Origin of the sequence: Pandoraea apista (assembly GCF_001465595.2) — a bacterium.
In the GTDB taxonomy this organism is placed as follows: Bacteria; Pseudomonadota; Gammaproteobacteria; order Burkholderiales; family Burkholderiaceae; genus Pandoraea; species Pandoraea apista.
In genome coordinates this window covers 895414-907943 of record NZ_CP013481.2, presented here as the reverse complement: position 1 = coordinate 907943, position 12530 = coordinate 895414, and the positions used below count along the sequence as shown (strand labels likewise).

Here is a 12530-nt window from a genome sequence, read left to right as displayed (position 1 = left end):
GTGGATCAGGCGGTAGTGCAGCGTCGCGGCGATTGAGGTTCTCAGGTCTTCGGCCAGGTAGCGTTCCGCCTCAACCTCCGTAATTTTCGGATGCGATCTGCCTATCCGAATAGGCAAGCATGCGTAAGCGTCCGGCAATCCCATCTTGAGATAGACCCAGTGTCGAGGCATCGTGTGCACGATGAACATCACGCACACTATGGCGAACGACACGATCGCCCAGCGCCCCAAGCGGCACTACTACTCCCCGGAACTTAAAGGCCAGATCGTGGCCGAATGCCAGGTCTCCGGCGCGTCAGTGGCCGGCGTAGCGCTTGCACACGGAATCAACGCCAACATCGTTCATCGCTGGATGCGCGAGCAAGCAGACTCCCTGTTGCCAGCGCCCCGGAATGAGTTCGTTGCGCTGAATCTGCCTCCACCAGTTGAACAGCTCCCAGCAACCGAGACCAGCTCGCCGCCCGTGTCGCGTGCGATTCGCGTTGATGTTCGGCGCAGCGCCAGCGTAGTCACCGTGAACTGGCCCCTGGAAGATGCAGCGTCATGTGCAGCGTGGCTGCGCGACTGGCTCCGATGATCCGCATTGATGCGCTGTGGCTCTCCACCGAGCCGCTGGACATGCGAGCAGGCACCGAGACGGCGCTCGCCCGGGTAGTGGCTGTCTTTGGCGCAGCGCGCCCACACCACGCCTATCTGTTCGCCAATCGACGAGCCAACCGCATGAAGGTGCTGGTGCACGACGGCATCGGTGTCTGGCTGGCGGCCCGGCGCCTGAATAGCGGCAAGTTCGTCTGGCCGCGCGATGCCGCCACCACCGCCACACTCAGCCGAACGCAGTTCGATGCGCTCGTGCTGGGCCTGCCCTGGAAGAACGTCGGCGAGGCTGGAGTCATCACTGTACTTTGAGTGCTCCGGTCGTTGGCCAGGCAATCAGCGCTTGCACCGATGCGCGAATGTGATGTTAGCCGCATCATCTTCTCCCGTGATCACCGCAGACCACCTTGACACCCTGGAGCCGCAGCAGATGCGAGCGGCCCTGCTGTCGTTGATGGGTGAGCTGGCCGAGCGAGACGGCGTGATCGCACGCCAGGGCCAAGAGGCGGTCTTCAAGCAGGCGCAGATCGACAAGCTCACGCACGAGAACGCACTGCTCAAGCGCATGAAGTTCGCCGCACAGTCGGAGCGCTTCAGCGCCGAGCAGAAGAGCCTGCTCGATGAATCGCTGGATGAGGACCTGCAGGCGGTGGCCGATGAGATCGAGCAGGCCACGCCGCCAGTGGCAGGCCGCCAAGACAAGCAAGTCCCCAAACGCGCACCCCTGCCGGCCAACCTGTCGCGGCGCGAGATCCGCCACGAGCCCGAGTCCACCACCTGCGCCTGCGGTTGCCAGATGAAGCGCATCGGCGAGGACGTGGCCGAGAAGCTGGACTACGCGCCCGGCGTGTTCACGGTGGAGCGCCACATCCGGGGCAAGTGGGCCTGTGCCCAGTGCGAGCCGATTCACCAGGTGCCTGTCGATCCTCACATCATCGACAAAGGCATCCCTACCACTGGGCTACTGGCGCAAGTGCTGGTGGCCAAGTACGCCGACCACCTGCCGCTGTACCGCCAGGAAGCGATCTTCGGCCGCGCCGGCCTAGCCATCCCCCGCTCCACGCTGGCGCAATGGGTGGGCTCGTGTGGCGTGCAGTTGCAGCCACTGGTTGACGCCATGAGGACAGAGCTGCTGCAGCGCCGCGTGCTGCATGCCGACGAGACGCCGGTGTCCATGCTCAAGCCGGGCAACGGCAAGGCGCACCGGGCGTACCTATGGGCCTATGCCACGGGCGCCTTCGAGAACATCAAGGCGGTCGTCTACGACTTCTGCGAATCGCGCTCGGGCGAACACGCCCGGCGCTTCCTGGGCGACTGGAGAGGCAGCCTCACCTGTGACGACTTCAGCGGCTACAAGGCCTTGATCGCAAGTGGTGTGACCGAGGTCGGCTGCCTGGCGCACGCGCGGCGCAAGTTCTTCGATTTGCACGCGGCGAACCAAAGCCAGATCGCCGAGGTCGCGCTGCAGCAGTTCGCGCGGGTCTACGAGATCGAGCGTGAGGTCAAGGAGATTGCGACCGATCAGCGCCAAACCATCCGGCAACAACAAACGAAGCCGCTGCTTGATGCCTTGCACCAGTGGATGGTGCTGCAACGCCAGAAGGTGCCGGAAGGCTCGGCAAGCGCCAAAGCGCTGGACTACAGCTTGCGGCGCTGGGAGGCTTTGACCCGGTTCGTCGATGACGGACAGCTGCCCGTGGACAACAACTGGATCGAGAACCAGATTCGGCCGATTGCCATTGGCCGCAACAACTGGCTCTTTGCGGGCAGCCTACGAGCTGGTCAGAGGGCAGCAGCCGTCATGACGCTCATCCAGTCAGCACGACTCAATGGGCATGATCCCTATGCGTATCTCAAGGACGTTTTGGCTCGCTTGCCGACGCAACGGGTTAGCCTGGTTCACGAGTTGCTACCGCATCGTTGGTTCGCACCGAGCTGAATGTCGTTATTTGAGGCTCCGCTCAGCGAACGGTTGGCCAGCTTGCCCCAGTGGCGCTGCGCAGCGATTCAAGTGCACCGCAATCGCCAACGCATACCCCTCCCGCACAGGTACTGCGGATGGCACGCAGTTGCTTGCGCAGCGCCTGCAACTCGGCGATTCGCTGCTCTACCAAGCGCATTTGATCGTCTAGCAAGGCATTGACCTCGTCGCAGGACATGGCGGGGTCGTCCTGCAACTGCAGCAGAGCCCGGATATCGTCGTGCGACATGTCCAGCGAGCGGCACCGAACGATGAAGGCCAACCTGTCGACATGCTGTTGGCCATATTGCCGATAGTTGTTGGCGGCCCGCAGGGGCGCCTGCAGAAGGCCCTCTGCTTCATAAAAGCGCACCGCGGGAACGGAGCACCCTGCCAATGACGATAGTTCACCGATTTTCATATTTGCCTACCTACCGCTTGACTCTACAGCTACTTGAGGGTTTCTAATACGGGACATGAGTACATGTCAAAGCAGTAGCTGCTCGAGCAGTTGCAATTCGCAGACGGTCGACGAGGCCCCAAGCGCCATTGCTTCCGTGGAGAGCACATTTTCAGTTCCGGGAATGGACTGCCCCTCCGAGGAGAACCTCATTCGCATGGCGCTGGGTGGTCTGACCGGGGTTGGGCCGATGACCTTCGATCTGGCCCATCGGCAGCTCCGGGTGGTGCACTCGGGCGAGCCCGCCAGGATCGCCCAGAAGCTGACGCCCCTGAACTTGGGTGCGGTTCTGCTGACAAGCGAGAGGCGCACCGAAGGCGGGCAGTGGAAGACGCGTTTCTCCGTGCCGAAGATGGATTGCCCGTCGGAGGAGAATCTCATTCGGATGGCGCTGGCCGATGCGTCGGCTGTTGCGGCACTGGACTTCGATCTGAAGGACCGTGTACTCACCGTGCAGCATGGGGGAAGTACGCAAGAGCTGCTGGGCCGTCTCATCCCTCTCAACCTCGGCGCGCAAGTGTTGGACAGCGTGCAAAGCGACGAGTCTACGGCCCCAGACGCAGAGGGGAATGCCTCTGAGGCTCGGACCTTAAAGCTGCTGCTCGCTATCAACGGTGCGATGTTTGTCTTTGAGTTGATCGTTGGCCTGATCGCCCAGTCCACAGGTCTCATAGCGGACTCGCTTGACATGTTCGCCGATGCGGCGGTCTACGGACTGGCGCTCTATGCGGTGGGCCGCGCCGCCGCCTTGAAGATGAAGGCAGCGCACATCGCTGGTTGGTTGCAAGTCGTGCTTGCGCTTGGCGCGCTTTTGGAGGTCGTTCGGCGGGCAGTTGTGGGAAGTGAGCCGGCGTCCATGCTCATGATGAGTATCGGGCTGGTCGCATTGATCGCCAACGTCACCTGCCTGGTGCTGATCGCCAAGAAGCGGGATCGGGGCGCCCACATGACGGCAAGCTACATTTTTTCTGCGAATGATGTGATCGCAAACGCGGGGGTGATAGTCGCTGGTGTTTTGGTCGCTTGGACGGGCTCCTCGTACCCTGACCTCGTGATTGGCGCAGTCATTGCGCTGATAGTGCTCAGCGGTGCCCGGCGCATCCTGAACCTCCGATAGCCAATCTAGCGGCATCCCACACCGATGCCTAGCCAAGGTGGGATGGCCGGCCGCTTACAAGCATGCAACGCCGGAACCTCTTGCCAATCATCGAAGGAGAAAGCGAGGCGCAATCCGCATGAGGTGGACGCAGGCCAGGAACGAGGCAAACAGGAGGCCGCATTGGAACTCAGACTACTGCGCTATTTCGTTGCGGTCGCGGAAGAACTGCATTTCGCGCGAGCGGCCGAGCGCCTTGGCGTAGAACAATCGCCTGTGTCGCGCGCAATGCGAAATCTCGAAGCCACGCTCGGCGTGCAGTTGTTCGACCGCAGCGCGCACCAGACGCGACTGACCTGGGCCGGTCAAGTGTTCCTCGGTGAGTGCCGGCGCGTGCTGGCCACCGTGGAGCAGGCGGTGAGTGCCGCAAAGGCGGCGGCGCAGGGCTATCAGGGTTATCTGCGCATCGCCATCTGCGACAGCTTGGCGCAGCCCCACATTGCCACCTTGCTGGCGCGCAGCCGCGAGGAAGAGCCCGAACTGGAGATTCGCGTCTTCGAGCTGCCTTTCGCGCAGCAGCTCAAGGGCCTGCACAACGATCTGCTGGACATCGGTTTTGCGCTGTCGGACGCGGTGAGCGAAGGCCTTGTCGCCGAGCCCGTGTGGACCGATCCTCTGTCGGTGATCGTGCCCGTGCGCCACCCCTTGTTGGCGCACGCGGAAGTGCCATTGGATGAAGCCTTGAAGTTTCCGTTGGTACTGTGCCATCCGGACGCGGGATCGGGCTGCCACCACCAGATCCAGGCGGTGCTTCAAGGTGCGTCCAAGCCGCTCAAGCTGGTAGATCAGGTGACGAGCCTAGGCGTGATGCTGACTCTGGTCGGTGCCGGTTATGGCCTAGGTTTCGCCATTGCCTCGCAGGTGCAGACCCTGAACCGCCCCGACATAACCGTTCGCCCCTTGGCCGGCACGCCGCCCATGCTGTCCACCTACCTGCTGCGCCGCAGCGCCGAACCCTCTGATCCCATGAAGCGGTTTCTGCAGCGCGCCCGCGAGGAGTTCCTGCCAAAGGGAGATGAACCGGCCTCGTGACGTTGAGCGCTCGGGTACATTGGCTACTGCTGGCTGTCCATGGCTCGCACTGGACTTGCTCGGAGCGCGCGTTGACCAAGCGTGGTTTTTCAGTCCATAATTATGTCCATCTCGGTTCGCCGAGTGCGGAAAACTCGTTATCAATCAACGAGTTGGGAACACGATGATGTTCCCATCGCCCGCTCCAGAATTCATCGAAGAAGCCGTCCTCGCGACGGCTTTTTTGTTTTCCGGCGCCACTCACAACTAGCGCGTCCCCCCTAGCGAATCCCACAACCCCTATCCGGGTATTTGAACAGTCAGTCAAAAATACCCTATAGTCTCGCCATCAAGGGATGTCTCCTACGCATCGCCTTTTGCATTCCCGCCAGTTCAATGAGGCCCATCGCCATGAGCGGACGACCGAGAGAATTCGACGACGCAGCCGTCATCGACGCCGCCATGGACGTCTTCTGGACATATGGCTATGAAGGCACGTCGGCGCAGGCGCTCGTCGAATGCACCGGGCTCGGACGCGGCAGCCTCTACAACGCCTTCGGCAGCAAGCTCAACCTCTACCACGAAGCTCTGGAGCGCTATCAGTCGCTCGGGCTTCAAACGCAAGCCGACATTCTGAACGGCCCCGGGCTCGTCAAGGATCGGCTTCGTATCCTCATGCAGAAAGGGATCGACGAAGATCTCGACCCCGAAAAGCAACGCGGCTGCATGAGCCTATTCGCCGCACTCGAACGCGGTGCGAAAGACCCCAAAGTCCGCCAGATCAGTCAGGCTTACTTCAATCGCATCGAACAAGTACTCGTGCATCTGATCGCCGTCGGACAGCACAACGGCGAACTCACCGCCGAACGTTCGCCCGTGGTCGTCGCACGCACGTTCCTGTCGAGCTACTACGGTCTGCGGGCACTCGGACGTACGGTCTGCGATCGCACCTTCCTCGAGAGCATCATGGAAGGCACGCTCGCCCAGCTCTGACCCTCCGACGCGCTCACCAGGCACAACCCCAAGCACCCGACAACTTTGCCCGCCCCCCCTCGCGGGATTCCCCCCTCACCTCCAAATATGGAATGATCGTTAAAAATATGTCACAAAAATCTGCCATGCCACCCGTTGTCTATCTATTAGGGCTCACGGTATTTGCGATGACCACGGCGGAATTCATGGTCGCCGGCATGATGCCCGCGCTCGCCAATGCCATGCAGGTCGGTATCGGCGACATCGGCAACCTGATCTCGCTTTACGCCCTGGGCATGACCATCGGTGGGCCGGTGCTGACCGCCCTGCTGCTCGCGCTGCGCACGCCGCACAAGCGAGCCCTCATCTGGCTGCTGACAATCAATGTCGCAGGGGGTGTCCTGGCTGCCGTGTCGACGCGTTATGAAGTGATGGCGCTCGCGCGAATCATCATGGGCGTGGCCAGTTCGGCGACGTTCGGCGTTGCGCTCACGCTCTGTGCCGATCTCGTTGCGCCGTCGGTGCGTGGCCGCGCGGCCTCGTTCGTTCTCGGCGGCCTGATGTTTTCGCCCGTGGTCGGCGTACCGCTCACGGCCTACATCGAGCAACACTACGGCTGGCGCGCCAGCTTCTGGCTCGTCGCCTTGCTGGCCGCGCTGTGCACGGTGGCCGTGGCGCTCTGGGCTCCCGCAAGCAAACAGCAGGATCGCGAGACCGTCAGCCTCGCCGCCGAATTCCGTTCGCTGCTGAATCGTCCGCTGTGGGCGGCGTTCGCCACCAGTGGGCTAATCATCGGCGCGACGTTCGCTGCGTTCAGCTATTTCTCACCGATCTTCATGAATGTCGCCGGGGTATCGGCCGCAGCGATCCCGAATCTGCTCGCGATGTACGGTATCGCCAACATCATCGGTAACGCCGTTATCGGACGCCTCGCCGACCGCCACACGTTGACAGTGTTGGTTGGCGGTTTGTCAGTGCTTGCACTCGCGCTGATCAGCTTCGCGCTTTGGGCCGACCTCACGCCTGTCGGTATCGCCGCGTTTGCCGCCATTGGTTTGACGGGTGTGTCGCTCAATCCCGCAATGGTGGCCCGGGTGATGCGTGCCGCAGCACCCGGGCCACTCGTCAATACGATGCATACCTCGGTGATTACCGCCGGGCTCGCCTTCGGCACGTGGGCCGGGGGTGCCGCGATCGACGCGGGTTACAGCATGCGCGCGCCACTGTGGATCGGGGCTGCAATGGCAGCCCTCGGTCTCGCCAGTCTGTTGCCCTACCTTCGCTCGGGTCTCGCTCAAGCCCCCGACACTGCGTGCCCCGCGTCCTGACCCATCTCACATGAAAAGGTCGGCCACATCGGAGAAGAATTTAGCCACCGGTGCGGCCCGGCTTGCCCACGTACCCACCGTTACCAGCCCATCGCAAAGAAGTCCCCAGCCCATGTCACACCTCCAGTCGTTGTTCAGTTAGATTTCACTCGTCGCGTTACATCAGGAGACTGGCCATGTCCGACAGGAATTTGGCCACCGGTTCAGCCCGGCTCGCCCACGTACCCACCGTCACCAGCCCGTCGCAGAGAAGTCCCCAGCCCATGTCACACCTCCAGTCGTTGTCTTTGCTTCGTGGTTTCGCGTTTGCCGCGAGTTGGGTCAAAGATAAACCTCGGGATGGGTACTGAAAACTGAGATAAATCACAGTCGGGGTCCGCGACGGGGGACGAGAGAGATGACGCGCTCCGACACGATTGCCGCATGGCGCCCGGCGCGATCGGCATGACCGCGACCACGCGTCGTATCCTCGTTGTATCCCCGTCGTTTCGCCGTCAGCGCGCCTGTCAAGCCCCGGCCCAAGGCTCGGGTGGCGGCCAAGCGGCGCGCGCAGTGTAAACTGCTGGGTTTTCGACCCCCTCAGTGGAATGGTGCAAGTGCCACGGCGTCCCGTTATCAGCGCCCCCACCCTCATACGCTCTCTAGCCCGTCTCAGCACGTTCGCGCCGCCCGAGGCTGCGCCGTCGCTGTCGGACCGCATGAGCCAGTGGGTCGGCTGGACCGACGCCATCGCCCTGTCGTCGGCGCTCAAAGCCACGCCGCCTGCCGGCACGCGGGCGGCTGCGCACGCGCCGGCAAGCGAACTGGCGCGTGTGCGCGCGGAACTCGCGGCAGCCATCGCCCGCGATTGTGGTCTCGCCGCCGCGCCCGGCGGGCAGATCCGCGCGTTAAGCGCCGCCGAGCGGCAACGAGCCGCGTCCTTCGCGGAGTTCGCGGCCTATCGGCAGCGCTACGCGACATCGCAGCAGACCATGGACACGGCGATCAGCGCCTTGCGCACCCGCCTGCGCGGGCAGTTGGCCGCGCTGTCGTCAGACGCCGCGCGGCTCGCCAGCGTTGACGCCGTCATGGAACGCGTTATGGGCGCACGTGAGCGCACACTGCTCGCCAGCGTGCCGAATCTGCTCGAAGGACACTTCGTGCGACTGCGCGACACGGAACAGGCGGCGATGGCCGCCCCGCGCGTGCCCGGCGCCCCGCCGCTGCCGCCGGCCGGCACCTGGCTCGACACCTTCCACCGGGACATGCAAAGCATTTTGCTTGCCGAACTGGATATACGCCTGGAACCGATCGAGGGGCTGATTGCCGCCCTCACCTCGGTACCTCCCGGCGAAAACGTTAGTGAACCCGGACAACATGACTCGTTACCTCGTTGATCTCGTTGCCTTTGTCGCAGGTCTCGCCGTCGTCGGCTGGATCGCCGTCGGCTATGCAGGTACCAATAACCTCGCACTGGCCGTTGCTCTGCTGATTGCCGCCGTCTATCTCTTCGGCGCCCTCGAACTCAAACGCTTCCATCAGGCGACGAACGCCCTCGCCAACGCCGTCTCCGGCCTGAACGCGCCGCCCACGTCGCTGCCCTCGTGGCTCGACACCCTCCCGGCGGGTCTGCGCACCGCCGTGCGCCTGCGCGTTGAAGGCGAACGCGTCGGCCTGCCCGGCCCGGCGCTCACGCCGTACCTCGTCGGCCTGCTCGTGCTTCTGGGTATGCTCGGCACCTTCCTCGGCATGGCCGCCACGCTGCGCGGCACCGGTCTCGCGCTCGAAGGCGCGACCGATCTCGAAGCCATTCGCGCCTCGCTGGCGTCTCCGGTGAAGGGGCTTGGCTTCGCGTTCGGCACGTCGGTCGCCGGCGTTGCCACCTCGGCCATGCTCGGCTTGCTGGCCGCACTGGCCCGCAAGCAACGCGCACAAGTCGTGCAATCGCTCGACGCCCGCATCGTCACAACGCTGCGCGGCTTCTCGCAACAACACCAGCGCGAAACCACGCTGCAATTGCTCCAGCAACAGGCCACGGTCATGCCCGCACTCGTGGACCGTTTGCAGGACATGATGGCGGCGATGGAGCGTCAGAGTCAGGCACTTGGCGAGCGGCTCGTTGCCAATCAGGACGCACTGCACGCGAAGACCGATGCGTCCTACGCGCAATTGACCAGCGCCATGCAGCAGTACCTGAAAGACAGCGTGGCGACGACCGCGAGCGCCGCAGGTGCTGCCATTCGCCCCGAAGTCGAAGCAACGATGGCGAGCCTCGCGCGCGAAACGGCGTCGTGGCATCAGACCGTTTCCGGCGCGATGCAGGATCGAATGGACGGCCTGTCCGATCGCTTCGAAGCCACCACGGCGCGCGTGGCAAACGTCTGGAAAGATTCGCTCGACGCCCAGTTGCGCGCCAATGAATTGCTCGCGACCGATCTGCGCGCCGCGCTGAGCGAGTTCACACAGACGTTCGATGCGCGCTCGTCGCGACTGGTCGACGATGTCGCCTCGCGACTCGAAACCGTCACCGGACACGTCAGCAGCGCCCATGCCGGTGTTGCTCAAACGTGGGAAACGTCGCTGGCCGCACAGCAGCGCACCAACGACTCGCTCGCCAAGGAACTCGGCAGCGCGCTCTCCCAGTTCACGCAAACCTTCGAGAGCCGCTCGGCCAAACTCGTCGACGAGGTCGCCACGCGTCTCGAAACGGCGACGGGGCAAGTCAGCGCCTCGCACGCCGGCGTCGCGCAAACGTGGGAAGCCTCGCTCGCGGCACAGCAACAGACCAACGACGCGCTCGCCAAGGATCTTGGCGCGACGCTCGCGCAATTTGCCCAGACTTTCGAGACCCGTTCGGCCGGCCTGCTCGCCGACGTCACCACGCGCCTCGATAACGCCACGGGTAGCATCGCGACCGCACAGACCACCGTGGCGCAAGCCTGGGAGCAAGCGCTCGCCCAGCAGCAGCGCTCGCACAACGCCCTCACGCAGGATCTCGGCACTGCGCTGGAACGCTTCGCGCAAACGTTCGAATTGCGCTCCGGCACGTTGCTGGCCGACGTTGCGGCCAAGCTCGACGCCGCCAGCGGCAATGTCGCCGGCGCGCATGAGCGCGTTGCGCAAGCGTGGGATCAGTCGATCGCCCTGCAACAGCAAGCCAACGCCGCGCTGAACACCGAACTTGCCGCCGCACTCACTCGCTTCTCCGAGACTTTCGAGCAGCGCTCGGCGCACCTGATCGATGGCGTCAGCCAGCGCACCGAAGGCGCAATGCAAAGCGTGTCGGAGACGGCCGCTGTGGTGTCGGGCGAATGGAAGCACGCCCTCACGGCACAGCAGTCTGCGAACGAAGCGCTCGCGCGCGATCTTGCCAGCGCACTCGCGCGCTTTGCCGACACCTTCGAGACGCGGGCTTCGCAACTGTTGCAGAGCGTTTCGGCGCAGATGGACTCGACGTCTGAAAACGTCGCACAGACGTGGCGCGACGCCATTGCAGAACACGCGCGCACGAGCGAGCGCCTGGCCGACGGCAATCAGCAACTCGTGGCGGCAACGACCCACGCCTTCACGGAACACAGCGCGTCGCTGCTGCAAGCGTTGAACGCCGCCAACGCCGCTCATCACGACGCCACCGCCGAGCGAGAAACGCAACGTCTGTCCGCCTGGACGGAAACGCTCGAAGGCACGCTCGCCACGCTGCGCTCGGAATGGCAGCAGGTCGGCGCGCAAACCGCCAGCCAGCAGCAAGCCATTTGCGACACGCTCGCCCGCACGGCGCTGGAAATGTCGGAGCAAACGCGTGCCAATGCCAGCGACACGATTGCCGAGATTTCGCGTCTCGTGCAAACCGCGTCCGAAGCGCCGAAGGCCGCTGCCGAGATCATCGGTGAACTGCGTCAGAAGCTCTCGGACAGCATGGTGCGCGACAACGCCATGCTCGAAGAGCGCTCGCGTTTGCTCGATACCCTCGGCACGCTGCTCGACACCGTCAAGCATGCCGGTAACGAGCAACGTGCCGCCGTGGACGAGCTGGTCACAACCTCTGCACAGTTGCTGGAACGCGCCGGCGCGAATCTGGGCGACGCCATCGCCGCGCAGACCGAGAAGCTCACCGCCGCGTCGGCGCAGGTCGCCGGTAGCGCCGTGGAAATTGCGAGTCTGGGCGACGCCTTCGGGGCCGCCGTGCAATCGTTCGGTGAATCGAACACGCAACTGCTCGAACATCTGCAACGCATTGAAGCGGCGCTCGATAAATCGATGGCGCGCAGCGACGAGCAGCTTGGCTATTACGTTGCGCAGGCGCGCGAGGTGGTCGAGCTGAGTGTGATGTCGCAAAAACAGATCCTCGAAAACCTTCAGGATCTGGCACAAACACGGGCACAACCGGGTAGCGTGGCAGCATGAGAGAAGACTTCGACGCGGATATCGCTGACAGTGGCGACGTCGGTGCCGCAGCGCCGACGTGGGCTGTCTTCGGTGATCTGATGTCGGTGATGCTCGGCGCGTTTGTCCTCATCATGCTGGGCGTGATCGGCGTGCAGATCGAACTGTCTGCCAAGCTGGAGCGCGAAGTAAAGGAGCGACGCGCCGAAACGCAACGCCGTCAGACGCTTGAGCAAGCGCTGGCCGGACCGCTCGCCGGTGGCCGCGTCACGCTCGTGAACGGGCGCATCGGCATTAGCGGCAACGTGCTCTTCGCGCTGAATTCGGACCAATTGCAGCCGCAGGGACGTGAAGTCCTGCGCAGTCTGGCCGGCCCGCTGAGCGCCTATCTTCGCGCGAGCGACGAGATTCTCATGGTCAGCGGCTTCACCGACGATCAACAGGTGCGTGAGACGAATCGGCGATTCGCGGATAACTGGGAGCTGTCGGCTCAGCGCGCACTCACCGTCACGCGGGAATTGATTGCCGCAGGCGTGCCCCCATCGTCGATCTTCTCGGCGGCCTTCGGTGCAGAGCAACCCGTTACGTCGAACGCCGACGAGAGCGGCCGTGCGAAGAACCGGCGCGTGGAAATCGCGCCGATGCCGCGCAGCAGCGCCAGCAACGCGGGCAAGCCCCATGCGTGAT

Annotated in this window: 11 protein-coding genes; 10 read left to right on the top strand and 1 reads right to left on the bottom strand. The window is 63.6% G+C overall.

Features of this window, described 5'->3' with window-relative positions; translation table 11 throughout:
- The first annotated feature begins 181 nt into the window (after window positions 1-181).
- The 3 genes from tnpA (at window position 182) to tnpC (ending at window position 2533) form a co-directional block, all read left to right on the top strand.
- Window positions 182-577, top strand: coding sequence for an IS66-like element accessory protein TnpA (gene tnpA / locus AT395_RS04170; RefSeq protein WP_006217728.1), 396 nt, complete (start codon window positions 182-184; stop codon window positions 575-577).
- Window positions 574-906, top strand: a complete 333-nt coding sequence (gene tnpB / locus AT395_RS04165) for an IS66 family insertion sequence element accessory protein TnpB (RefSeq protein WP_003121550.1) — start codon at window positions 574-576, stop codon at window positions 904-906. The genes tnpA and tnpB overlap by 4 nt, the downstream gene beginning before the upstream one ends.
- A gap of 76 nt (window positions 907-982) precedes the next feature.
- A complete protein-coding gene (gene tnpC / locus AT395_RS04160; protein ID WP_156219657.1) occupies window positions 983-2533 on the top strand; it encodes an IS66 family transposase in 1551 nt (516 codons plus the stop codon).
- A 22-nt stretch (window positions 2534-2555) separates the two neighbouring features.
- On the opposite strand, the gene cadR is transcribed toward tnpC, so the two are convergent.
- Window positions 2556-2975: a Cd(II)/Pb(II)-responsive transcriptional regulator gene (cadR, locus tag AT395_RS04155; protein WP_010791743.1), complete on the bottom strand. Its 420-nt coding sequence runs from the start codon at window positions 2973-2975 to the stop codon at window positions 2556-2558.
- A gap of 55 nt (window positions 2976-3030) precedes the next feature.
- On the opposite strand from cadR, the gene AT395_RS04150 reads away from it, so the two are divergent.
- The 7 genes from AT395_RS04150 (at window position 3031) to AT395_RS04120 (ending at window position 12529) form a co-directional block, all read left to right on the top strand.
- Window positions 3031-4131, top strand: a complete 1101-nt coding sequence (locus AT395_RS04150; RefSeq protein ID WP_077446928.1) for a cation efflux transmembrane domain-containing protein — start codon at window positions 3031-3033, stop codon at window positions 4129-4131.
- A 162-nt stretch (window positions 4132-4293) separates the two neighbouring features.
- A complete protein-coding gene (locus AT395_RS04145) occupies window positions 4294-5202 on the top strand; it encodes a LysR family transcriptional regulator (protein WP_048628073.1) in 909 nt (302 codons plus the stop codon).
- Window positions 5203-5592: 390 nt separating this feature from the next.
- Window positions 5593-6174: a TetR/AcrR family transcriptional regulator gene (locus AT395_RS04140; RefSeq protein ID WP_042112964.1), complete on the top strand. Its 582-nt coding sequence runs from the start codon at window positions 5593-5595 to the stop codon at window positions 6172-6174.
- A 107-nt stretch (window positions 6175-6281) separates the two neighbouring features.
- A complete protein-coding gene (locus AT395_RS04135) occupies window positions 6282-7481 on the top strand; it encodes an MFS transporter (RefSeq protein ID WP_042112965.1) in 1200 nt (399 codons plus the stop codon).
- Window positions 7482-8068: 587 nt separating this feature from the next.
- Window positions 8069-8857, top strand: a complete 789-nt coding sequence (locus AT395_RS04130; protein ID WP_042112966.1) for a DUF3348 domain-containing protein — start codon at window positions 8069-8071, stop codon at window positions 8855-8857.
- On the top strand, window positions 8838-11864 hold the full coding sequence (locus AT395_RS04125) for a DUF802 domain-containing protein (protein WP_048627991.1): 3027 nt from the start codon (window positions 8838-8840) through the stop codon (window positions 11862-11864). Before AT395_RS04130 ends, AT395_RS04125 begins: the two co-directional genes overlap by 20 nt.
- Complete coding sequence (locus tag AT395_RS04120) at window positions 11861-12529, top strand: OmpA family protein (RefSeq protein WP_042112969.1); 669 nt, start codon at window positions 11861-11863, stop codon at window positions 12527-12529. The genes AT395_RS04125 and AT395_RS04120 overlap by 4 nt, the downstream gene beginning before the upstream one ends.
- Window position 12530: the final 1 nt, after the last annotated feature.